The sequence below is a fragment of the Priestia sp. SRI_019 genome (assembly GCF_057586255.1).
In genome coordinates this window covers 192,796-215,721 of record NZ_JBYCZN010000003.1, presented here as the reverse complement: position 1 = coordinate 215,721, position 22,926 = coordinate 192,796, and the positions used below count along the sequence as shown (strand labels likewise).

General features: G+C 38.2%; 20 protein-coding genes and 1 riboswitch. Of the genes, 7 read left to right on the top strand and 13 right to left on the bottom strand.

Translation table 11 applies throughout. The features are described from left to right. Positions 1-16: 16 nt before the first annotated feature. The 3 genes from AC2YJL_RS19405 to folP all read right to left on the bottom strand — a co-directional run bounded on the left by AC2YJL_RS19405 (position 17) and on the right by folP (position 2,541). Complete coding sequence (locus AC2YJL_RS19405; protein WP_013055532.1) at positions 17-211, bottom strand: hypothetical protein; 195 nt, start codon at positions 209-211, stop codon at positions 17-19. A 229-nt stretch (positions 212-440) separates the two neighbouring features. After that, positions 441-1,574: a zinc-dependent alcohol dehydrogenase gene (locus AC2YJL_RS19400; RefSeq protein ID WP_369361554.1), complete on the bottom strand. Its 1,134-nt coding sequence runs from the start codon at positions 1,572-1,574 to the stop codon at positions 441-443. Positions 1,575-1,692: 118 nt separating this feature from the next. Continuing rightward, positions 1,693-2,541 carry a dihydropteroate synthase gene (gene folP / locus AC2YJL_RS19395; RefSeq protein WP_195695292.1) on the bottom strand — a complete coding sequence of 283 codons (849 nt, stop codon included), beginning with the start codon at positions 2,539-2,541 and terminating at the stop codon, positions 1,693-1,695. Between the two features lie 353 nt (positions 2,542-2,894). On the opposite strand from folP, the gene AC2YJL_RS19390 reads away from it, so the two are divergent. Further along, positions 2,895-3,881: a S8 family peptidase gene (locus tag AC2YJL_RS19390; RefSeq protein WP_439332247.1), complete on the top strand. Its 987-nt coding sequence runs from the start codon at positions 2,895-2,897 to the stop codon at positions 3,879-3,881. Positions 3,882-3,984: 103 nt separating this feature from the next. On the opposite strand, the gene AC2YJL_RS19385 is transcribed toward AC2YJL_RS19390, so the two are convergent. From AC2YJL_RS19385 to yknW, 4 genes are read right to left on the bottom strand one after another with little or no spacing between them, the layout of a single operon-like run. Next, the gene (locus AC2YJL_RS19385) at positions 3,985-5,181 is read right to left on the bottom strand and encodes an ABC transporter permease (RefSeq protein ID WP_251567186.1); all 1,197 of its coding nucleotides are present in this window, start codon (positions 5,179-5,181) and stop codon (positions 3,985-3,987) included. Then, the gene (locus tag AC2YJL_RS19380) at positions 5,178-5,867 is read right to left on the bottom strand and encodes an ABC transporter ATP-binding protein (protein WP_013081850.1); all 690 of its coding nucleotides are present in this window, start codon (positions 5,865-5,867) and stop codon (positions 5,178-5,180) included. Before AC2YJL_RS19380 ends, AC2YJL_RS19385 begins: the two co-directional genes overlap by 4 nt. Continuing rightward, positions 5,864-6,994, bottom strand: coding sequence for an efflux RND transporter periplasmic adaptor subunit (locus AC2YJL_RS19375; protein ID WP_251567184.1), 1,131 nt, complete (start codon positions 6,992-6,994; stop codon positions 5,864-5,866). Before AC2YJL_RS19375 ends, AC2YJL_RS19380 begins: the two co-directional genes overlap by 4 nt. Next, the gene (gene yknW, locus AC2YJL_RS19370; RefSeq protein WP_251567182.1) at positions 6,995-7,681 is read right to left on the bottom strand and encodes a YknW family membrane protein; all 687 of its coding nucleotides are present in this window, start codon (positions 7,679-7,681) and stop codon (positions 6,995-6,997) included. 338 nt (positions 7,682-8,019) lie between these two features. Between yknW and AC2YJL_RS19365 the strand changes: the two genes are divergently transcribed. The 3 genes from AC2YJL_RS19365 to AC2YJL_RS19355 all read left to right on the top strand — a co-directional run bounded on the left by AC2YJL_RS19365 (position 8,020) and on the right by AC2YJL_RS19355 (position 10,914). Further along, positions 8,020-9,327: a homocysteine synthase gene (locus tag AC2YJL_RS19365; RefSeq protein WP_230931819.1), complete on the top strand. Its 1,308-nt coding sequence runs from the start codon at positions 8,020-8,022 to the stop codon at positions 9,325-9,327. A 97-nt stretch (positions 9,328-9,424) separates the two neighbouring features. Next, positions 9,425-10,162 carry an ABC transporter ATP-binding protein gene (locus AC2YJL_RS19360; RefSeq protein ID WP_230931818.1) on the top strand — a complete coding sequence of 246 codons (738 nt, stop codon included), beginning with the start codon at positions 9,425-9,427 and terminating at the stop codon, positions 10,160-10,162. Further along, positions 10,159-10,914, top strand: a complete 756-nt coding sequence (locus AC2YJL_RS19355) for an ABC transporter permease (protein WP_195695299.1) — start codon at positions 10,159-10,161, stop codon at positions 10,912-10,914. Before AC2YJL_RS19360 ends, AC2YJL_RS19355 begins: the two co-directional genes overlap by 4 nt. 31 nt (positions 10,915-10,945) lie before the next feature. On the opposite strand, the gene AC2YJL_RS19350 is transcribed toward AC2YJL_RS19355, so the two are convergent. The 6 genes from AC2YJL_RS19350 to aimA all read right to left on the bottom strand — a co-directional run bounded on the left by AC2YJL_RS19350 (position 10,946) and on the right by aimA (position 19,722). After that, positions 10,946-11,953, bottom strand: coding sequence for an aromatic ring-hydroxylating dioxygenase subunit alpha (locus AC2YJL_RS19350; RefSeq protein WP_251567177.1), 1,008 nt, complete (start codon positions 11,951-11,953; stop codon positions 10,946-10,948). A gap of 392 nt (positions 11,954-12,345) precedes the next feature. Continuing rightward, the gene (locus tag AC2YJL_RS19345) at positions 12,346-12,789 is read right to left on the bottom strand and encodes a hypothetical protein (protein WP_050689301.1); all 444 of its coding nucleotides are present in this window, start codon (positions 12,787-12,789) and stop codon (positions 12,346-12,348) included. Positions 12,790-13,006: 217 nt separating this feature from the next. Further along, positions 13,007-15,775 carry a phosphoenolpyruvate carboxylase gene (gene ppc, locus AC2YJL_RS19340; protein WP_251567174.1) on the bottom strand — a complete coding sequence of 923 codons (2,769 nt, stop codon included), beginning with the start codon at positions 15,773-15,775 and terminating at the stop codon, positions 13,007-13,009. A gap of 460 nt (positions 15,776-16,235) precedes the next feature. After that, on the bottom strand, positions 16,236-16,745 hold the full coding sequence (locus AC2YJL_RS19335) for an acyl-CoA thioesterase (RefSeq protein ID WP_013055518.1): 510 nt from the start codon (positions 16,743-16,745) through the stop codon (positions 16,236-16,238). A gap of 152 nt (positions 16,746-16,897) precedes the next feature. After that, a complete protein-coding gene (locus AC2YJL_RS19330) occupies positions 16,898-17,944 on the bottom strand; it encodes a DUF5105 domain-containing protein (RefSeq protein ID WP_230932160.1) in 1,047 nt (348 codons plus the stop codon). Positions 17,945-18,126: 182 nt separating this feature from the next. Next, positions 18,127-19,722 carry a glutamate/serine transporter AimA gene (gene aimA, locus AC2YJL_RS19325; protein WP_230931816.1) on the bottom strand — a complete coding sequence of 532 codons (1,596 nt, stop codon included), beginning with the start codon at positions 19,720-19,722 and terminating at the stop codon, positions 18,127-18,129. A gap of 55 nt (positions 19,723-19,777) precedes the next feature. After that, positions 19,778-19,856: riboswitch (ZMP/ZTP riboswitch) on the bottom strand. A gap of 385 nt (positions 19,857-20,241) precedes the next feature. On the opposite strand from aimA, the gene AC2YJL_RS19320 reads away from it, so the two are divergent. The 3 genes from AC2YJL_RS19320 (at position 20,242) to AC2YJL_RS19310 (ending at position 22,921) form a co-directional block, all read left to right on the top strand. Beyond that, positions 20,242-20,841, top strand: coding sequence for a cupin domain-containing protein (locus AC2YJL_RS19320; RefSeq protein WP_081085187.1), 600 nt, complete (start codon positions 20,242-20,244; stop codon positions 20,839-20,841). A 377-nt stretch (positions 20,842-21,218) separates the two neighbouring features. Then, positions 21,219-21,422, top strand: coding sequence for a DUF3311 domain-containing protein (locus AC2YJL_RS19315; RefSeq protein ID WP_028407546.1), 204 nt, complete (start codon positions 21,219-21,221; stop codon positions 21,420-21,422). Further along, entirely contained in the window at positions 21,422-22,921 is a 1,500-nt protein-coding gene (locus AC2YJL_RS19310) for a sodium:solute symporter family protein (protein ID WP_050689306.1), read from the top strand. The genes AC2YJL_RS19315 and AC2YJL_RS19310 overlap by 1 nt, the downstream gene beginning before the upstream one ends. The last annotated feature ends 5 nt before the right edge of the window (positions 22,922-22,926 follow it).

Sequence of the window (22,926 nt, the reverse complement as noted above, 5' to 3'; positions counted from 1 at the left end):
GAAGTGTTCGTTTTATTTATGGTCTCACTGCAATATACCATGCTACTCCTACGATTGATCCTATGAATACGACTCCGTAAATAATAGATAAATTCACTATACTTTTCTTTTTAGATTTCCCGTAATCTTCATCTACTTTCTTTGCAGCACTGATCGTACCTGCAAGGGCAGCAACGCCGATAATAATGACAAGAAGCAATGCTAATTTCATTCATTCTCTCCTCCATATTTCGGTGATTGAATAAGATTGAATACCAAGATATTATTTATTTCATTTTAAGCAGCACGATTTAATCAGAATATGAAAGCGTTATATCTTCTCTTTCTATCATAAAGCTAAATTATGTAAAATCAACCATCCAATCGTGCATTATTTTCCTCCGCCACTTTACATACATAAAAAATTCCCGAGCTTCACTGCTCAGGAATCTTTACACATTTTAAGGTTTTAAAATGACTTTAATGCAGTTATCTTGATGACCATTAAAGATTTTGTAAGCATTAGCTGCGTCTTCTAAAGCGACTTTATGAGTAATGATTTCTTTTGGATCGAATTCTCCTTTTACAATTTGATCATATAATTTCGGCATAACTGGAATGACAGGAGCTTGCCCCATTTTGAGAGTTACATTTCGAGCAAAAAATGCTCCTAACGGAAAACTGTTATAGTTGCTTCCGTATACCCCGGTGATTTGGACGGTTCCACATTTACGAACGGCTTTTGTCGCAATTTGAATGGGTCCGAGCGTCCCACCTTGAAGCTTTAATTTTTGTTCAATGTATTCAAGAGGCGACTTTTTGCCATCCATACCTACACAGTCAATCACCACATCAGCTCCGCCTTTTGTGATTTCTTTTAAATGCTCCCCCATATCTGGGTATTCTGTAAAATCAAAGATTTCTACGGCATTCATTTTCTTTGCATGCTGCATTCGGTATGGAACATGATCTACTGCGATAACCCGTTTGGCACCTTTCATCCAAGCAAACTTTTGAGCCATTAACCCTACTGACCCGCAGCCGAGTACGATAACGGTATCACCTTTTTTAACATCCGCATGCTCTACACTCCAATAAGCAGTTGGAAGCACATCTGATAAAAAAAGAAGCGATTCATCTTCTAATTCGCACGATTCTGGAATCACAAACGGTGTGAAATTCCCAAACGGCACTTTTAAATATTCAGCTTGACCTCCTGGATGATTTCCAAACTTTTCAGTATATCCAAAATAGCCGCCAGAATCATAATGTGGATTAGAATTATCACATTGGCTCGTTAAATCATCCTTACAGTACGCACACTGTCCGCACGCTACGTTAAATGGAATAATAACGCGATCTCCTTTTTTTACTTTTGTAACATCCGGTCCTACTTCTTCCACAATTCCCATTGGTTCATGACCAATAATATAACCGTGAGGCAATGGCATGTTTCCTTGATATAAATGCAAATCAGAACCACAAATAGCGGTTGACGTTATTTTAATGACAATGTCATCTTTTTTCTCTAACTTCGCATCTTCTACTTCTGCTACTTTTACCTGATTAGGTCCTTGATACGTTACCGCTTTCATTTTTACCTCCATTTTTAAAACCTTGATGCTACTTAAATTTATCTAAAGGCATGTATTCTATCCGGATAAATCAAGGAAAAATAAAAAAGCAGCGCTTACGCATCTGCTTTAATGATTATTAAAACTGAAAGACATGTTTTCCTACCAGTACATCTGCCATCTTTACAAAGCGCTTAATTTCTAATACGTCATGAACCCGAACTATTTGTACGCCTTGTGCAATCCCAGCATATACAGTAGCTGCGGTTCCTTCCATTCTTTCCGTAGGAGGAGCATCGACTATTTGTCCAATAAATCCTTTACGAGAAGTAGCAAGCAGCACAGGATAGCCCATCTTTGTCAGCTGATCTAGATGCTGAATCGCTTCTACATTATGCGCAGCCGTTTTTCCAAAGCCAACGCCTGGATCTAAAATAATCTGATCATCTCGAACTCCTGCAGCTTTTGCTATTGATATGCTTTCTTCCAAATCACTTATCATATCTGTAATCAGATTTGTATAGTTGGGCTCATGACGGTTATGCATTAAAATAATAGGAACATTATAATCAGCTGCCACTTGAGCCATTTTAGGATCAGCCTTTGCCCCCCATATATCGTTAATAATATGTGCTCCTGCTTCTAGCGCATGCTTGGCCACTTCCGATTTGTATGTATCTACGGAAATCGGCACCTCTACGCGCTTAGCCACTTCAGAAATAACGGGCACAATCCGTTTAATCTCTTCTTCATCGCTAATTCTTGTATAACCAGGACGAGTTGATTCTCCTCCGATATCAATGATGTCTGCTCCTTGCTTTACCATTTCCTCAGCATGAGCAACCGCTTTATCTACATCGTAGTATTTTCCGCCGTCTGAAAATGAATCTGGGTTTACGTTTAAAATCCCCATAATAAGCGTACGGTCCGCATAATTCAGCTTATACTTTCCACATTTAATGACGGATTGAGACGTTAAAGTTGACACTATCCTCAGCCCCTTCGTAATTTGCAAATTGATGTATATTTATAAATATCATGTATTTTGAGAATGTCATACCGTTCGTAATTATATCAAAAGTCGCCGGTCCTATGTGATTTTTCTTAGAGTTTCTTTCTTCTATAGTGTGAGATAAACATTAAAAGTGAATACATAGATAACATTAAAAATCTCTATCGGACTTGTCTTCAGGGTCTTTTTTCCTTTTCTCACATCTTTTGTGAGTCTTTTTATTCAAAAAGAAAGGATTCGCATGAAAAGTGTTTAATTTATAGAAATAGTTGGGAATTTATAATTAAGCAACTTCCATTTTTATGGAATTCATTTTAAGGAGGATGACTATGACTCAACAACCGTTACAAGTCAAATTAATTCCTTATACAATTGAGTCGATTATCGATTCAACAAACGAAACGCCTAAAGGAGTAAGCTTAATTCAAGCGCCTGCTATTTGGGAACAAAGCAATCAAGGAGAAGGCACTGTAATTGCAGTTATCGACACTGGTGTTGACACAAATCATCCTGACTTAAAAGATTGTATTATCGGAGGAAGAAACTTCACTACGGATTATGACGGAGATTCTTCTGTATTTGAAGATAATAATGGGCACGGCACTCACGTGTCTGGTACCATTGCTGCTGCGCTCAACAATGAAGGGGTCGTAGGGGTGGCACCCAAAGCAAAAATTCTAAGCTTAAAAGTACTTACCGGTGAAGGATCAGGAAATTATGAATGGATTATTGACGCTATTAACTACGCCGTCGAATGGCGCGGTCCTAACAATGAGCGAGCACGAGTTATTTCCATGTCACTCGGGGGACCACAAGACGTTCCAGAACTGCACGAAGCTGTTCAAAGTGCTGTGAATAAAGATGTTTCTGTCGTTGTTGCGGCTGGAAATGAAGGTGACGACCGCGAAGAAACCTTTGAATATTCATATCCAGGAAGTTACAACGAAGTTATTCAAGTAGGAGCAGTGGACAGCAGTTTAAATCTTGCTTCTTTTACCAATGTCAATGAAGAAGTGGATTTAGTGGCACCGGGTGTTAACATCATCTCTACTTTTTTAGAAGGTAAATATGCGACTCTTTCAGGAACTTCAATGGCAACTCCCCACGTCGCCGGAGCTTTAGCTCTATTAATTAACTTATGTGAGAAAGATTTTGGCCGCTCTTTAATTGAAGCTGAAATCTATGCTCAACTTGTAAGAAGGACGCTCCCTCTTGGATACCGGAAAAGCTCTGAAGGAAACGGATTTCTCATGCTCGATTTGGTAGAGAAAATACATGATATTATTAACGTAGCCCGTATCAATCCTAGTAAGTAATAAATAAGAAAACCGGATCATTACATGATCCGGTTTTCCCAGATTAACGAGAATCCTTCTTGGTTCTCGTTAACTTGAAATAAAGACAAACCATTGCTTATCTTTATTCATATCTTAATGCTTCGATTGGATCTAGCTTCGCCGCTTTGTTTGCAGGAAGCATGCCGAATACAATGCCAATCGTCATGGAAAACAACACTCCTCCAAGTACTACTTGCCACGAAATTAACGACGGCCAGCCAGCAAATAATGAAACAAGAGCTGCCCCGCCCGCGCCGAGACCAATTCCAAGCAAACCACCAATTAACGTAAGGGTAATGGATTCAATCAAAAACTGAGTTAGAATTTGTCTTTTAGATGCTCCCAACGCTTTACGAATACCAATTTCTCTTGTACGTTCCGTTACAGAAACCAGCATAATGTTCATAACGCCAATTCCTCCAACAAGCAATGAAATGCCTGCAATTGACCCAATAATCGTGGTCATAATGCGCGTTACATTTCCAATACTATCTGCTATTTCTTCTAAGTTCTGCACTTGGTAAGCATCTTCCGCATCATGCAAGTTATTTAACAAATCCGTTGCGTCATTGCCTACTTTTTTTAGCTGATCAGAGCTTTTTGCTTGAACGCTAAGGTTTGTGTAGTCAAGCTTACCGAAGCTTGATTTGTACGTATTATTTGGAATGTAAATAGTCGGTATTTCATATGCTAAAAAGCCTTTTGGCTTTTTTGTCACACCAATAATTTTGATAGGCTGTCCTTGAACCCATACTACTTGTCCAAGAGCTTCTTTTTTATCAAACAGCTCTTTTTTCATATCGCTCGTAATAACACCTACTCGATTACCTGACAAAAAATCAGCGCTGTCTAGCATTCTTCCTTTTGAAACTTCAAGCTGATTAACTTCAATATACCCTTCATTAATTGCATTAACAGTCGTATCCGATTCCTTGTCTCTATATCTTATTCCCATTCCCATTGAGCTAGAAGCTACCACATTCTTCGCTCCCGGAATACTCGAAAGAGCTTTAATATCATCCTCTGTAAAGATGGGCTCCCCCGTCATGGAAAGGTCATCAGCTTGCATCTCATCTTCAGGAGGCTCGTAGTAGACATCAACTGTATTGCTTGCTCCTGTTATTTCTGACTTAATCATCTGTTCTCCGCCTTGACCGATAGCAACAACGATAATAACCGCCCCTACGCCAATGATAATACCAAGCATTGTCAAAATTGAGCGCATTTTATGAGCAAGAACCGAGGAAAAAGCCATACGAATATTTTCTATTAAACTCATAAGCTATCGTTCTCCTTATCGCTATGACTTAGCACTTTACCGTCACGAACGATAACTGTACGCGATGTATATTCTGCCACTTCAGGTTCATGCGTAATGACTACAACCGTTGTGCCATCTGCATTAAGCTGAGAAAATTGCTCCATAATATCAGCACTTGTTTTTGTATCCAGAGCTCCTGTTGGTTCATCTGCTAAAATAAGCGTCGGATTGTTAACAATAGAACGAGCAATAGCAACGCGCTGCTTTTGCCCTCCTGATAGCTCGCTCGGTAAATGTTTCATCCGCTCACTCAGCCCTACTTTTTCAAGCGCAGCTTCTGCTCTGGCTCGTCTTTCCTTACGCGTTACACCTGCATATACCATTGGAAGCTCTACGTTTTCTACCGCTGTTAAACGCGGCAACAGCTGAAATTGCTGAAAAACAAAACCGATATGAATATTTCTTACTTTTGCAAGCTGCTCATCACTATAAGTGGAGATTTCTTGTTCATTTAATAAATAGGACCCCGACGACGAACGGTCTAAACATCCGATAATGTTCATTAGCGTTGATTTACCTGAGCCAGAAGGTCCCATAATCGCAACAAATTCACCGTCATAAATCTTCAAATTAATATCTTTTAAAATTGGCACTTCCTCTTTGCCAAGATGATAACTTTTATGAATATTCACAAGCTCAATCATTGAACAGTCACTTCCGCACCATCAGTTAAGTTCTTTGTAGGATTTGTAATGACTTTGTCTTTAGAAGATACGCCGCTTTTGATTTCAATAAATTTATTTGTTGTTTCTCCAATCTTTACTTTCTTACGAACCGCCTTTTTATCTTTCACCACATATACATATTTTTCACCGTCTTCATTTACAACTGCTTTTATCGGCAAAGATGAAGCCTTTTTACTGCTTGTTTCAATTTCAAGCAGCAGCTTAAATCCCGGCTTAATCATCGTGATATCCTGGTCATCTACTTTTACTTCAACTGGATATTGATTAGCCCCATCATTGCCCGCTTCTGCTGATGCCTGCTGCTGAGGTAGATAGTCAATTTGTTTAACGCTCCCTGCCCATTCTTTATCAGGCAGCACATCTGATGTAATTTTGACAGCTTGACCGGTTTTAATTTTTAATGCATCGTACTCAGACAGCACACCAGTAGCTAAGTATTCATCGGTATTACCAATATGTATAAGCGGTTTTTGAACGTCACTTGTGTTATTAACCGCTTCTTTATCTACTTCTAGCACCGTCCCATTAATATCACTCGCTACGTCTAAATTACGTTCTTTTTTAGCAATTGATTTGGCTTCTAGTTTGTTTCGTTCTAAATCAATTTTAGCCGTTTCTAAATCGAGATTGAGCTGCGTACGTTCTGTATCGATTTGATCTCTCGCTTCTTGCTTACTCATTTCTTTTTCCAATTCTTTTTGTTTTTTATTTAAATTAGAAAGCTGTTTGCTTACTGAGTCAATTTGCAGCTGACTGGATTTTTTTTCTAGCTTGTTTTGTTCTTGCTCTAAATCAAGCGTATCGCTTTCGTATGTTACAAGAGAGGTTCCCTGCTGTACACGAGATCCTTCTGTTACGTGAAATCGTTCAACCTCGCCTTTTTCAGCATCAAAATAGACATATTGCTCATCAGCAAGCTTTAACGTACCGGGAACCATAACTGTATTTCTTAACTTTTTTTCCTTTATATTTGCTACGCGAACATTGATTGCTTTCCCACTTACACTTTGTGCACGATATACGTTAATTCCAATAACCGCAACAATAACAACTGCTACAGCTGTAATAATTATTCCTTTTTTCATTTACAACCCTGCTCCTTTAAGCGCTTCTGAAGCAGCTCCTCCAACTCCTGAAATAGCGGCTCCTAAGATGAATAAAATAATCACTGCAATAATAGAAGCAGCTTTTGATACATTTGCCACTTTTTGTAGTCCTACTGCTGTCAGAATAAGTCCCCAGATAGAAAAGATTTCAATGGAAGTAAATACTCCTCCCATAGCACCTTTCGCACCAACCATTCCATTTAACGAAGTCACATTCGCTGAAGTATGTGCTAGTGCAGCTACTCCCGTATTAATTAGCTGACCGATTGCTGTGATGAACGTAACAAACAAATTTAAGCTAAACATTTGGCGGTACGTTGTTTTTCCAGTCCCTAACTTTGCAATTAAAAACAGAATCAAACTCGTGAATGCCAGTGTAGCAACTATTGCAATCACTCCTCCAACTGCTCCGCCGATCATACTAAATGTTGAATTCACTTCAATGCCAGCTTCTTTTTGCTGCTGTAATGCCTCTTTTGCCTGAGGGGTATAGACGGCTAGAATCGTTGTTGCAGCTGTTAAGATGAGGATAAGTAAAAGAGGTCCCCAAATGACCGGGTTGCTTTTCATTTTCTCAAACTGTACAACTGGACTTGTAATAAAACCAAAAATAGAGGGCTTTCCTTTCTCTTGGACTTCCGAAGATACGTTAACTTCTGTGCTCATAATCAAACTCCTTTTATTTTGTTTCGTTATTAGCTCTTAAGACCCGTCTTTTGCTGTTTTTTAAAGTTTTCTAGCAAAATCGACTCTTTCTAAGAAACTCTCAAACACCTAATATTCTAACATAATTATACAAAATAATTTACATTTTTCTTACATTTTATATTTTTTATGGTATTTTTAGAAATTAAAGAGATGTCTGAATGAAAGTATTAATCTTACTTAATAATTTCTAAATATTCTAATTATTATTTGACATCATTTAATAGAATCCGTATATTATGATTAAAGTTTATTATTCCTATGTTTTTTATAAGTTTTATATCTAAGGAGGAGTTTCAATGTCTGCTAAGAAACCATTTCGTCCTGAAACACAAGCCATCCATTCTGGCCAACAGCTTGACCCGACTACTTTTTCGCGTGCGGTACCTATTTATCAAACAAGCTCATTTGGATTTAAAGATACGGAGCATGCTGCATCTTTATTTAATTTAAGTGAACAAGGCTACATCTACACTCGAATTGTAAACCCTACTACGGACGTTTTTGAACAGCGAATTGCTGAGTTAGAAGGCGGAGTAGGTGCTCTAGGAGTAGCTTCAGGTCAGTCAGCTACTACCTTTTCCATTTTGAATATCGCTTCCGCAGGAGATGAAATTGTATCAGCAAGCAGTTTATATGGGGGAACATATAACCTCTTTTCGTCTACGCTTCCTAAACTGGGCATTACCGTCAAATTTGTAAACGCCGATAATCCAGAAAATTTTAGAAGTGCAATCACTTCCAAAACAAAGGCAATTTATGCTGAATCCGTTGGAAACCCGCAGGGAAATGTGTTAGACATCGAAGCAGTTGCAGACATTGCCCATGAACATGGAGTTCCTCTTATTATTGATAATACGGTTCCAAGCCCTTACCTTCTTCGTCCCATCGATTTCGGAGCAGATATTGTCGTTCATTCTGCTACTAAGTTTCTTGGAGGGCATGGAACAGCAATTGGGGGTGTTATCGTAGACAGTGGAAAATTTGATTGGGAAGCGAGCGGGAAATTTCCAGACTTAACAACTCCAGATCCAAGTTACCATGGCCTTGTATACACAGAAGCTGCCGGTGAAGCTGCTTATATTACCAAAGCGCGCGTTCAGCTTTTACGAGATATTGGCGCTGCTTTATCACCTTTTAATTCCTTTTTACTCCTTCAAGGGGTAGAAACACTCCATCTGCGATTAGAGCGTCACAGCGAAAACGCATTAAAGGTAGCGAAATTTTTAGAGCAGCATGAATTAGTAGACTGGGTACATTATGCGGGGCTTCCTTCTCACCCTTCCTATTCATTGGCAAAAAAATACTTACCTAAAGGACAAGGAGCCATTTTAACCTTTGGTGTAAGGGGAGGAAAAAACGCTGCGGCTAAGTTAATTGATTCCGTTCAGTTATTTTCTCATTTAGCCAATATCGGCGACTCGAAGTCACTCATTATTCACCCGGCAAGCACCACTCATCAACAGCTATCTGAAGATGAACAAAAAGCTTCCGGCGTGACGCCAGAACTCATTCGTCTATCGGTTGGAACAGAAGCAATCGACGACCTTCTTGAAGATTTAGATTATGCCTTAAAAGCCAGCCAAAAAGTGAATACAACTGTTTAAAAGCTGTGATTTTTCACAGCTTTTTTTATATCGCCCAATAACTTTTTATACTTTCCCTTATGCTACAATAAACAAAACGAATGAAAAAGGAGCTACTATGAACACGTTCAATTCAATACCTGCTATTACATTTACAGACGTTCATAAAACATTTAAAGATAAAGAACATAGTGTTTTAAAAGGCATATCGGGTACAGTGATGCAAGGCTCGCTCGTCATGATGGTAGGACCATCAGGATCCGGAAAAAGCACCCTTCTTTCCATGTGCAATCTACTTTCTGCACCTGATGAAGGAAGTATTGAAGTATATGGTAAAGACATTAGCAAATGGATTATTTCTGATTTGCGAAAAAAAGTGGGCATTGCTTTTCAATCAGCTCCTGTTATTGATGGAACAGTGCGAGATAATATGATGCTTGTTCAAAAACTGCACGGCAAACAGGATATTATGCCTGAAGAACTCTGTGCCTTAACCGGTCTTTCCCCTGACTTGTTAGACCAGGATGCCAGAGATTTATCCGGTGGTCAAAGACAAAGGTTATCATTAGCCCGCACGCTGTCCAACGGATCTGACCTTTTACTTTTAGACGAAATCACTTCTGCTTTGGATGCCACTTCTGCTCATGAAATTGAGCAGCTTATTTCTCATTTACATAAAGAGCAGAATAAAACGATTATTTGGGTTACCCATAATTTAGATCAAGCGAAACGTTTAGGAGAGGAAGTCTGGCTTTTAATGAACGGAGTGATTGTAGAAAAAGCGAAGACGGAGACCTTTTTTCATGCTCCTGTAAAAGCTGAAACAAAACAATTTATTGAAGGAGCCTTTCTATGAGTTCACTTTCACTGATTTTTACAATTGTTTTTGTTTTTATTGCTCTTTTTTTATCAAAATCTTTTCGTATAGGACTCGAAAAAGATATTATCATTGCCAGTATTCGAGCAGCCGTTCAGCTGTTAGTAATCGGATATGTTTTATCGTTTATTTTTGACGCGAATCATCCTGTTTTTATGATTCTCATTTTATTCGTTATGCTCACAGTCGCTTCTCAAAACGTTGTAAAGAAAAAAAAGCAGGGATTTAAAGCTTTTTTTCGTGTATTTGTCACTCTTTTTATTGTAGAAATCCTGACCCAAAGCGTTATGCTCGGTCTACATATTATCCCTGCTACTCCGCGCTACGTCATTCCTGTCAGCGGTATGATTATTGGAAATTCGATGATTTTGGCTAATTTATTTTTAAATCGGTTAGATGCTGAAGTAAGTCGAAGAAGAGAGGAGATTCAATTAATTCTGGCGCTTGGGGGTACTCCTAAACAAGCTATTCATAGTATTTTAAACGCCGCAATCAAAGCTAGCATGATTCCTACGGTAGAAAGCCAAAAAACAATTGGACTTGTTCAGCTTCCGGGTATGATGACAGGCCAGATTATTGGAGGGGCAGATCCGATACAAGCTGTCAAATTCCAGCTGCTTATCGTTTTTACTATTCTAGCGTCTGCTACGCTTTCCTGCGTCATCTTAAGCCGATTAACATACCCTACCCTTTTTAATAGCTATCAGCAGCTTATCCGTGAGCATACATAAAAAGAAGAAGGGAGACTCCTTTCTTCTTTTTTTATTGAGCAGCTTTTTTTAATCTTGATCCTACGTCACTTCCAAAGGTCACTCCTAAATCACCTAGCCATCTTCTATAGGCAATACTCAATCGGTCCGGATTCAAATGAAGCTCTGCTTGTAAGTCAAGCGGCAGCTCTTCTGGTTTTTGACTTTCCACAATACTGGTATCTTGTTCAATAATAAGCTGCTGAAAATCGCGGAAATATTGATCAGGTGCATCAAACGAATAGTTTCTAGAAACTAGCGCAAATACCGTGGACTTTCTTTCCTCTTCAGGTAAAACCGCAAACAGCATTGAAAAGATTTCACCCGTTTCATAGTTCACTTTTTTCAATCTTGCAATAGTAGGACGAAGAATTTCAAAGGTATAATAAATAGTCGCAAAGTTACCCGTACCATCTGCATCTGCGTACACAGCGATTTCATCAGAAACGTATCGGTTATCTTTCCAATGCACCTTATAATCAGGAATTTCGGCGTAGTCAGAGTGTCCAAGGCTTCCTTCGTGAACAAAAGCCAAATGGCTTACATCTAGAAAGTTTTCTACGACACGAGGAGCTGCTGCCTGCAGAGTATGAGGGTTGGCGCAAACCGTTTTGAATCCGGAGTTAAGATGTTCTTCATACAAGGGAAGAGGAGTATCACCCGCCTCTCTGTTCATCTTCACCCATATAATTCCGTACTTTTCAACGCAGTCATATACCTGTGCTTTTGCTTTTGAAGGAATAGCTCTTCCCGGCGGCTGTTGAGGAATTTTCACACAAGCCCCGGCATCATCGTATTTCCATCCGTGATAAGGGCATACAATGCAATCATCTACCACTTTTCCAAGAGATAACGCTGCACCGCGATGGATGCACAAATCTTTAAATGCTTTAATGGCATTAGATGTGCGAAAAAGCACAACTCGCTCTTCTAAAATCGTTACTTGCAAGGGCTGATCTGTTAAATCATGTGAATAAGCTGCAGGCAGCCATTCCTTAGCCAATACTAAATCTTTAATCATCTGCATCGCCTCCGTACAATAAGTAAATTTATTTCTTGTTTATAAAAAAAACCGCAGAAATAGAAGGAGTGCTTCTAATTCCGCAGCTTTTTCGTTCCGTAAAACAGACTATAAGCGCGCGAAGATTCTACATGATTGCAGATAGAGCGACCTTAGCACTTCATCTACAATGACAATACGTGTTCATCGCTATTTTTTAAACTCAATACTTAAACCCTTATATATTGAATAAAGAGCGGCCAGCCGCTAAAAGCTTTTCTGTCCACTGATTTCTCTTAGTTTTACTTTATCAATTTCCCACTGAAAAATCTCTTGATTTGTAAGCATCTCTAACATAATTTTTTCGGTTAAACGAATAAAAGCTGCGGTTTTAAAAACCGCAGCTTGCTTTATTATGAGCTCATATAACTGGCTGTATATTTTTTCGTCTGCTTTTGTATTTCTTGATTTAAATGTTTGAAAAATGAGAGGGTTTCTTCATAATCCGTCGCTTTTTCATGAAACTTCAATGTAAGACTTTCTTCAAACAACGTTTCTCCTTGATGACCAACCGCTTTCAGCTGAACATCTGTAACAATACCTTGCGAAATCGAACATAATAAATAATTAAAGCAATGAACCGGAACGATATGCATGAGATGAAAATCATCGATAGTTCTATCACTTTTTGTTTTCTTAAATTCCACGGTGAGTTCTTCCGGATGAATAAACACATTTATATGCTGTTTGGACAAACAAGTAGGATTCATTTTTTGTGTATACTCACAAAATTCCAGTCCAATAAATACAGAATTCTCGGAGTCAGCTTCAATGAAGATTTGCGAATTTTTTACCATTGTCCTCGTCCTCCATATTCAATCTAGTTCCCCCATCACTCGCATTCAGTTGTAGAATATTTCCATCTTTTTTCTATTCTATCATTGATTTTTCTCAGTGCCTATTTAACAGGCGGAAGTTCTCTTTAAAAGAGAGGGAACTGACAGGCAGTTCTTTATGTGAGAAAAATAGGCAAAAGACACCTCTTTTATTTTCTTGAGGTGTCTTTTGGTAGCATCAGCCTGTATTACGCAACCCTGCTGCAATGCCGTTAATCGTTAATAACGCTTCTTTTAAAAGTTCTTCATTTAACGTTCCAGCCTCATCTTCACGCAGCTTGGAAATGACCTTAACTTGTAAGAATGTTAGAGGGTCCACATACGGATTTCGTAATTTAATAGATTCTTTAATCGTAGGAAGATGATCCATTAATTCTTTTTGACCTGTGATTTGAAGAATCATTTCTTTTGTGAGATTATACTCTTTTTTAATGGCGGTAAAAATCCGCTCTGAAATAGCCGGGTCTTGTACCATTTCCGTGTATTCTTTTGCTGCCATTAAATCTGCTTTTGTTAAGGCCATTTGCAGATTATCGACGGTCGAGCGGAAAAATGGCCATTCTTTATACATTTGCTGAAGAAGCTGTATATCTCCGGACTTCTCTACTAAATGCTGTAAGCCCGTACCTGCAGCGTACCAGGCTGGAAGCAGCTGTCTGCTTTGCGTCCATGCAAATACCCACGGAATTGCTCGCAAGTCTTCAAAGCGATCACTTCCTTTTCGACTCATTGGACGTGACCCAATATTTAAAGCTCCCAGCTCAGGAAGAGGTGTAGCTTGTTTAAAATACGTTAAAAAGTCTCGATCTTTGAAAACAAGCTCTTGATACTTACGTAAAGAAGCAGTTGAAATCTCGTCCATTGTTTCTTCCCATTCATGTGTACGAATATCACATTGTTCAGCTTCTTGAGAAACATTTGCTGCCGCTGTAAGAAGAGCTGAGACCGCTTGTTCAAGGCTTCGGTAGGCAATGTCATATAAAGCGTATCTAGAAGAAAGAACTTCTCCTTGCTCTGTAATTTTCACGCCGTCTCCTAGCGTCTCAACAGGCTGAGATAAAATGCTTCGGTTTAACGGTCCACCTCCTCGGCCTAGTGAGCCGCCTCGGCCATGGAAAAACTTCAGACGAACTTGATACTTCCTCGCCATATCGTGAATTTCCTGCTGCGCTTTATATAGCTTCCAATTAGCAGTAAGCGTTCCTCCGTCTTTACTTCCATCTGAGTAGCCAAGCATAATTTCTTGCAAATCCTGCTGTTTCCTTAAGTGCTCACGATAAAAATCTAATTGAAATAGCTGTTCCATAATTTTAGGACCCGCTGTGAGATCATCAATCGTTTCAAGCAGCGGAGCTATATTTAACTTACTTTCAATGCGGCCATCTGCATGAAGGCGATAAATACCCGCTTCTTTGGCAAGTACCATGACTTCTAACAAATCACTTGCAGACTGCGTCATGCTGATTAAGTAGACTTCAATAGATCTTTCTCCAAATTCTTTATGTGCTCGATGTATCATATTAAATACTTCAATTACTTGCTGCGTTTCTTTAGAGTAATTCTCTACAAACGATAGCACAGGTCTTGGGTCTTGAAGAACTTTCCCTAACAGCTCAACTTTTTTCTCTTCTGTTAACGCTGAATAATCTTCAGCTAAAGAAACCGCATGGAAAATTTCTTTGATTGCCGCTTCATGTTCCCCGCTGTGATTACGGATATCAAGCGTTGCTAAATGAAAACCAAACAGCTCAACTTGGCGAATTAATTTACATAAGCTTTTTAACTGATAATCCTGAGGCTGGTGCTTTTGCAAACTGTCTTTGATTAGAAATAAATCATGTAGAAGTTCTTCCGACCTTTGATAACCCGCTTCCGACTCTCCAACTAAATTTAATTTATGAAGCATAATCGTAAGCTTGCAGCGATACACTTCGTGTTTGATTCTCCATCGCTTTTTCTCAGGCAGCAGAGATATTTCTTGATTAATAGAATCAAGAAGATTATCTGAAACTGCGACTCTTTTTGTAGACTGACTTAACCTTTGTCTCAATTGAGTAAGCGACTCTTTATATTTACGAATAGCTAACTTTCTTTGTTTGACAAGCGTTTGCCACGTTACTTTGGGAGTTACGTTTGGATTTCCATCCCGGTCTCCGCCAATCCATGAACCAAATCGAAGAATATTAGGCACCTTCCAATTTTCTTGGGGGTAATTCTCCTGCAATGAATTTTCCAACTCCTGATGAAGTTGAGGAAGCACTTCAAATAACGTTTCATCAAAATAATATAATCCATTCGATACTTCATCCATTACGGTTGGCTTGCGATCTCGCAGTTCATTTGTTTGCCATAAAATCAACACTTCGCTAAACAGTCTTTCTTCAATTTCCGTACGTTCGCGTTTTGTTAACGTTGGATTATCCAAATTTTTCAGAAGCTCAGCCATTCGTTTATGAATATCAAGAACACTTCGTCTAGTGGCTTCTGTTGGATGAGCAGTGATGATGAGCTCTAGAGATAAAGTTTGAAGCAAGTTAGCAATTACGTCTGGCGCCACGCCATTATTTTTAAGCGAAACAACGGCACTTTCCAATGAGCCCGGCTGCATAATAGAATCTTCTTGCTGCTGATATTCCCGTCTGCGACGAATTCGATGATTTTGCTCTGCAATATTAACTAAATGAAAATAAACTGCAAATGCCCGAATAACCTGCTCGCGCATCGGCTGTTCAAGAGTAACGATTTCATTTTTTATTTCTTTATAGATAACTTCATCTTTGTTTTCTCTAAGTGATTTTGCTACTTCGCGTATTTTTTCTACTTTGTTGAGCAGTTCTTCTCCACCTTGGTGAACCAGAACTTTCCCTAACAATTGACCGAGAAATTTTACATCACGGCGCAGGGCAGTGCTGCTGTTTTGTCTTTCTGCTGCTTCTACTGTTACCATTAGACACGACACCTTTCTTTATAAATGTTGTACTTTTTAAACTTTTTAGAAAATTATATTAAATTCATATTACCATGAACGAAAATAAATTTCATATAATTTTATTTCCTCCTCTCGTTCAGGAGAGGAGATTCATCAAATATAAAAAGAGGTTAAGACATAACTAAATGAATCCAATCTAAAGACGAACAAATGGGATACATAAGCTGAACCGCTTGTGACACCGCAGTTGATTACTGTGCAAGACCTTGCTTTCTGCGGGCGGTCGATGAGCCTCCTCGTCTCTTTCGCTTTTCCCCCGTAGTCTTCGTCTTGCTCTCCAATCAACTGCTAGAAGGAACGAAACAGATGAAACCTACGTTCACCATAACAAAAAAAACGAACCACTAATCAAACACGTTGATCAGTGGTTCGTTTTTCATTTGAGCTAAAACACTTTTGTCTCGGCCTCTCTTTTATGCTACCAAGGTTGTCCTAAATCCAATACCGATGCCAGCTCATTGCTTTTTTTACGCACTTGTTTACGCGTGGCAGCACGATCTGCCCCCGTTTGAAACAGGTATTTTTCTTCTTCTGTTTCTGGAATAAGCTCCGGTACTGCACGAGGCTTTCCATCATCATCCATTGCCACAAAAGTTAAAAATGATGTGGCTGCAATTTGACGCTCCCCGGTTTTTAAATTTTCTTTAATCACTTTCACAAACACTTCCATGGATGAACGACCTGTCCATGATACGTATGACTCCAAACATACAGAATCCTGAGGCGTAATAGGGTGCAGAAAATGAATAGAGTCTGCTGAAGCTGTTACACACTCTGTACGACTGTGACGATAAGCTGAAATGGACGCAATCATATCAATATCACTCATTAACTTTCCACCAAATAACGTATTGTGATTATTAATATCATTAGGAAAAATGCGGCTCGTTCGAACAGCCTTTGTATCTTTACAATAATTTGCTTTCATTAGTAAGAACCTCCATTGATGCCTATCATAATAAGAATAAAAGAATGAATGAACCTATACTAGCATATTTTGATAAATTTAGCTTTACAAAAAACTCGTTGATTTATTTACAGAAAACAAAAAAGAGAAGAAAAATTCTTCTCTTTTTTTGTCTATCGAATATAGCTTGATCCAAACGTTTTACCTAAAGAATCACTGTATAGGTCACTTGACTTTACAGTCCATTTCCCATCTTCTTTCACCATAAAAATTCGTAGGGGACGACTTCCTTCTTTCGTTTCTAATTCATTTACAATATCTTTGAAATGAGAAGCCGCAAACTCTTCAGAGTGTTCTGTATCGTAATCTTTCGTTTCATCTGTATATGCTCGCTTAAGCTGCGATACGTATGAATACAAGTCTGATAAATTAAGAGTAGTGTACTCCACCTCTACTACTGCTTTATTATTTGCATTCGCAATCACATTTGTTTTTACACTTGCTTTTTCTTTTAAAACATCTTTATACATGTTAAAAAAGTCTTTTTTTGCTTTGTCGGTTAAACTATTAGAAAACGCACCTTTTAATTCTTCGTTAAACGCTTTTTTCTGTTCTTCTATAACAGCTGTTTTATCTGCTGTTACATATTTATCATAGTCTACGTTTTCTTTATTTAAGTAAAGGACTTCTGTATAAGCTTGCAGAGCTTTTTCTGGGTCTTGCAGCTTATTATAGCTTTTCGCGTATTTCTTTGTATCCAGTGTTAATGTCACTTCGTCAATTTCTTCATCATAATCAGATGATTTTGGCTGAAGCCCAATTTTGTACTTGTTATCTTTTTTGACTTCAAAGACAAACGTTAAATTTTTTTGCTTTCCAGCACCAATTTTGTCAGATGCACTGCTTTCTAGTCCGAGCTCACGACTGTTCACTCCCGTTTTTGGAGACAGCTGTTCATCTCCTTCGTACAAATAAACACCGTCATAATCCGATAAAGATATACTGTTTTTGGAGACATTTTTCACTTTTAAATCAACTTTCAACAGCCCTTTTTCTTCACTTGTATCTCCTTCATCACTATCTACTAAAATGTAAGAAGCGCTGTCAATAGATACTTCAATCGCCTTATTTTTAGCCGAAGTGGACCCTCCCGTTTCCTTAGAACTGTTGCAAGCCGCTAATACTAGCATAAGTACAAAAGCTAAAGCCAAAACATTCATTTTTTTCACAGCTGCCTAATCCCCTTTATTTTGTTTTTTTAGAACTTTATCCCAAATAAAGGTTCCCTCTGTATAAATACTTAAACCTTAAAATCTATATTTTTTACAATATTTTGATAAAAACTAAGTCTAAACTCTCCACTCACCTAAATAAAAAAACACGAGCACGGGCTCGTATTTTTTTATTTAGATTTAAAATTTTCTTGATTGATTTGTTCAGCTTCTTTCATATATCGGTTAGCTTTGCCACTTTTAATTCCCCAGTAATAAAAAGCTAATGATACGCAAGCAATCACTAGCATATCCCATCCGAAAGGCAAAATATTTTTGCCTCCGAATTTTTCGCTTCCTATGTAGGAAATAAAAATCATGCACGCTAAATAGATAAGCATCCAAGCCCCGGTTAAAAATTCTTTTTTAAAGCCCACCCATTTATTTTTCGCTTGGTAATAAAAATAAACAGGCAGGCCAATTGCCATAATAAAGATCACTTCACCTGTAAGTGGCCACCTTGCCCAGTAAAGCGTCAAGGAAGCAAAAACGAAGCCGCATGGCGCAATAACTGATGCCCCTTTTAAATAAAATGGACGGTAAAAGTGTGAAGCCGTTTTTCTTAATGTTATAAGCGCTACAGGACCCATAATATAAGAGATAAGCGTCGCTACTGAGATCACTTCTGCTAAGACACCCCATCCTCTAAATAAAAAGAGAAACAAAAAGCAAGCTGCTAAATTTAGCCACATAGCTGAGCGCGGGACATTGTAAAGTGGATGAAGAGTACCAAATATCTTTGGCAAATATCCATTTTGCTGCATCCCGTATAACATTCTAGAAGTAGTTGCCGTATATGTAGCACCTGTGCCGGAAGGAGAAACAAATGCGTCTGCGTATAACACAATTGTTAGCCAGTTAATTCCAAGCGCAATCGCTAAATCAGCAAAAGGAGAATTAAAATTCAAATGATTCCATCCATCAGCAATTGATGACGGACTTACTGCTCCGATAAAAACAATTTGCAATATAATGTATACAATTCCTGCAATAAAAATTGAACCAATTACAGCTACCGGAATCGATTTATTAGGTGATTTTGCTTCTCCTGCCATATTTACAGGACTTTGAAACCCATTAAATGCAAACACAATACCTGATGTTGCCACTGCCGTTAAAACACTGGCCCACCCATAAGGGGCAACCCCATGCTCACTTGAAAAGTTTCCACTATGAAAACCAGCAAAAAATAAAGCCCCTGCCGTTAAACCAGGAATAATTAATTTAACAATCGTAATAAATGAGTTTGCTTTAGCAAAGAGATTTACCGTCCAATAGTTCATAAAAAAGTAAACGAATAATAACAAAGACGCAACTGCCAACCCCTTGGACGTCAAAATTCCATTATCTACTAATTCGTGAGTCCAGCGAGCCCATTTCCACGGCCAAGTACTCATATATTGCACAGATGCAATAGCCTCCACTGTTATCGTTGAAGCGATTGAAATCCAGTTAGCCCAAGCAGCCAAAAAACCAATAAATGATCCGTGTGAATACTGAGGATATTTAACCATCCCCCCTGCTTGTGGAAACATCGCGCCCAGTTCAGCATATGATAGAGCAATGGTCAAAATAACCACCATTCCAATAACCCATGAAAAAATAGCCGCGGGTCCCGCAATTTGAGCTGCTTTCCATGCTCCAAACAGCCACCCTGAACCGATAATCGAACCTATGCCTGTCATGGTTAAAGCAAATGTTCCCATCTTCCTTTGCATATTGCTCATCCAAATCTACTCCTCTTCCCTAGGAAAATAAAAAAACACTTGCGAAAATTTCTCAAGTGTTTGCCCAGGCGCGCGGCTTATACGCTATATGCTCCCCCATGGTCATCCATGTTGCGCCAGTCACATATAGGAATATATTTTTTATCAGTATATAACATTCATTTCTATTACTCAATACACAAAAATGTTTACATTACTTTTATAAAGATAATAAATTATTCGTAAAATTCCGAATAAAACTTCTAAAAACCTCTTTTTAATTACAAAAATAACTAAAATCCTATCTTTTCTTGTTGTTTGATTCTTTTACTCCACGAGTAGATTACCTTCTAAAGATTATACTAATATATAGTATTCATTTACATAATAAGAATTAGCAGCTATATATCCATAGAATTCTTGCACTAGACCCTTTACTTATATACAATATGAAGAAAAGATACTAAAGTGAACTGTCCACCACTTAGCTACGCTTGAAGTGGGAGACTTCTTTTAGGAAAACGTTAAAACCTACATATCATGCACTTCGCAACAAATGAAGTACTTCGAGCAAACTTCTCTGTTTACGCAAGCAAAAAACAGGGAAAATTACGAAAAAAGATTGTTAGAGGGATGCTTATGAATTATGCAAATGTAAAAGTTCTTTATTTTGATGACGACGGAACCATTCCAAATCACCCTCGTCTTCCAGTTTTATTGTATGAACACGTATTTATTAGTAAGAAAGAGAAAGTGGAGAGCATTTTTAATTCTCACAACTGGAAAAACAGCTGGGTAGGTGGCATACATGATTTTCACCATTACCACAGCAATTCCCATGAAGCACTAGGCGTAATTAGCGGATCTGCACGTTTAAAACTAGGTGGACATATGGGGGAAAATATCGTGGTGCACGCTGGCGATGTGCTCGTACTTCCTGCAGGAACAGGGCATATGCGTCTGCAGTCAACTGCTGATTTTAAAGTGGTTGGAGCTTATCCAGAGGGCATGGATTACAATTTACGAACAGGAAAACAAACTGATCGCCCTCACGTATTTGATGAAATTGCACAAGTACCTATTCCTACAACAGATCCTGTTTATGGCGACAAAGGACCATTGACAGAGTGGTGGAACTAGACAAGCACTTATTGTCTAGTTTTTTTATTTGCTCTGTTTTATTCTTTCCATGAATCTCTATTTGAACATACAAATTCTTTTCTTATGATGCAATAGCAATATACTTTATCTCAGCGAAATAACAAAAACTTCCCGGTCAAAACTAAATTTCTTCTTTTTCGTGCTTTTTTTGCTTCAAGAGCAGCTTCGCTTAGATTATTCCCCTTTTTTTCTTTCATAATCATTTCAAATATACTCTCATCACAAGCTCTTTTTTGTTTTTCTAAAAAAATTTTCATAGATTATAACGAAATTTTCAAAAAACTTATTGCTTTACCATGTCAGACTTGCTATCATAGTGAACATTGTTAGATAAATTTTTAATAGGAGGAGTAAAATTGAACAGAAAATTCATAATTTTTATTTTATTCATCATTCCATTTATTGCTCAATTCGCTGTTTTACCTTTTGTAAATAACATTCATCCAATTATTTTTGGATTACCTCTTTTGCATTTATGGTTATTTTTATGGGTCTTCTTAACGCCTGTGTGTACATTTATTATTTATCGTTTACAAAAATCTTGGGGGGACATTGAATAATGCAAGGAAATTTAACGGCACTTTTAATCACATCAGCAATTGTTCTTGTTGTTATCGCGATTGGCTTTATAGCAGGACGTGACAAATCATCTAGAAGCTCAGTTGAAGAGTGGGCTGTAGGTGGAAGACGTTTTGGAAGCCTGCTCGTCTGGCTTTTAGTAGGAGCAGATTTATATACTGCTTATACATTCCTAGGTCTTACAAGTACAGCTTATCAGGGAGGAAGCATCGCATTTTTTGCCATCCCTTACTCTGTTTTAGCCTTTTTAATTTCATACTTTTTTCTTCCAAAGCTTTGGACTGTTGCTAAAAAGCACAAACTTACTACGCTTGCTGATTATGCCAGAGAACGTTTTAGCAGTAAATTTCTCTCCTCTTTAATTGCTATAGTAGGTGTATTGATGCTCATTCCATATATTGATCTTCAGCTTAGCGGTATTCAAGATACCCTTCGCGTTGCAGGAACTGGCTACATTAACGTAAAAGCAGTCGTTATTCTTTCATTCTTTCTTGTGGCTCTTTATACCTTTTTCAGCGGAATTAAAGGTCCCACATATACGGCAATTATTAAAGATATTTTAGTATGGGCCATTATGTTATTTATGGTTGTTTCTCTGCCAATTATGCATTTTGGAAGCTGGGGCAACATGATCGACAATGTTGCAAAGGATGCACCTCAGCTATTAACGATCCCAACACAAGGACCTAAAGGCATTCCATGGTTTATTACAGCATCACTCGTATCTGCTTTAGCTTTATTCATGTGGGCTCACGCTGCTACAGGTGTTTTCACTGCTAAAAGTGCAGATTCGCTTCGTAAAAATGCTGTCTTCTTACCTCTTTACAATATTGTTTTAATTCTAGTCATCTTCTTAGGGTTTATTGCTTATCAAGTATTACCTCAAGATACAACGGATCCTAGATTAGCATTATTAACCTTGATTCAATATTCATATGGCGGCATTGGCCAAGGCTTAGCTTATGCAACGATTGCTCTTGCTTCATTAATTCCATGTTCTATCATGGCTATCGGAGCGTCTAACTTATTTGCAAATAATATATTCAGAGATTTAATTAATCCAAATGTACAGGGTAAAACATTAACAATGGTTACTCGTTCTATGGTTTTCGTTGTTATTGGACTGGCACTTTTATTCGGTTTATTATTCCCTCAAGCGCTTGTTTCCCTACAGTTACTAGGGGTATCTGGTATGGTACAAATCTTCCCGGCTATCGTTATCAGCCTGTTCTGGAGAAATCAATCGAAAGAAAGTACGATTGCTGGATTAGTAGTAGGGCTAGTTGTAACGTTTACCGTCCATGCCACAGGAAATTCATTTGGTCTTTATGAAGGATTCTGGGGATTATTATCTAACTTACTCGTAGTTGTTATTTTAAATCCAATCTTTTCGGCCAAAACAAAAGCAGCAACTAACGGCGTGAAAGAAACACTGTTTTCTAAAGGCACTACGCAAACTGAATTAAAGAAAAACGCATAAAAAAG

Coding starts and splice junctions, on each gene's coding strand:
- AC2YJL_RS19405 (WP_013055532.1), bottom strand. CDS start 211: ATGAAATTAGCATTGCTTCTTGTCATTATTATCGGCGTTGCTGCCCTT.
- AC2YJL_RS19400 (WP_369361554.1), bottom strand. CDS start 1,574: ATGAAAGCGGTAACGTATCAAGGACCTAATCAGGTAAAAGTAGCAGAA.
- AC2YJL_RS19390 (WP_439332247.1), top strand. CDS start 2,895: ATGACTCAACAACCGTTACAAGTCAAATTAATTCCTTATACAATTGAG.
- AC2YJL_RS19385 (WP_251567186.1), bottom strand. CDS start 5,181: ATGAGTTTAATAGAAAATATTCGTATGGCTTTTTCCTCGGTTCTTGCT.
- AC2YJL_RS19380 (WP_013081850.1), bottom strand. CDS start 5,867: ATGATTGAGCTTGTGAATATTCATAAAAGTTATCATCTTGGCAAAGAG.
- AC2YJL_RS19375 (WP_251567184.1), bottom strand. CDS start 6,994: ATGAAAAAAGGAATAATTATTACAGCTGTAGCAGTTGTTATTGTTGCG.
- yknW (WP_251567182.1), bottom strand. CDS start 7,681: ATGAGCACAGAAGTTAACGTATCTTCGGAAGTCCAAGAGAAAGGAAAG.
- AC2YJL_RS19365 (WP_230931819.1), top strand. CDS start 8,020: ATGTCTGCTAAGAAACCATTTCGTCCTGAAACACAAGCCATCCATTCT.
- AC2YJL_RS19360 (WP_230931818.1), top strand. CDS start 9,425: ATGAACACGTTCAATTCAATACCTGCTATTACATTTACAGACGTTCAT.
- AC2YJL_RS19355 (WP_195695299.1), top strand. CDS start 10,159: ATGAGTTCACTTTCACTGATTTTTACAATTGTTTTTGTTTTTATTGCT.
- AC2YJL_RS19350 (WP_251567177.1), bottom strand. CDS start 11,953: ATGATTAAAGATTTAGTATTGGCTAAGGAATGGCTGCCTGCAGCTTAT.
- AC2YJL_RS19345 (WP_050689301.1), bottom strand. CDS start 12,789: ATGGTAAAAAATTCGCAAATCTTCATTGAAGCTGACTCCGAGAATTCT.
- ppc (WP_251567174.1), bottom strand. CDS start 15,775: ATGGTAACAGTAGAAGCAGCAGAAAGACAAAACAGCAGCACTGCCCTG.
- AC2YJL_RS19335 (WP_013055518.1), bottom strand. CDS start 16,745: ATGAAAGCAAATTATTGTAAAGATACAAAGGCTGTTCGAACGAGCCGC.
- AC2YJL_RS19330 (WP_230932160.1), bottom strand. CDS start 17,944: ATGAATGTTTTGGCTTTAGCTTTTGTACTTATGCTAGTATTAGCGGCT.
- aimA (WP_230931816.1), bottom strand. CDS start 19,722: ATGAGCAATATGCAAAGGAAGATGGGAACATTTGCTTTAACCATGACA.
- AC2YJL_RS19320 (WP_081085187.1), top strand. CDS start 20,242: ATGCACTTCGCAACAAATGAAGTACTTCGAGCAAACTTCTCTGTTTAC.
- AC2YJL_RS19310 (WP_050689306.1), top strand. CDS start 21,422: ATGCAAGGAAATTTAACGGCACTTTTAATCACATCAGCAATTGTTCTT.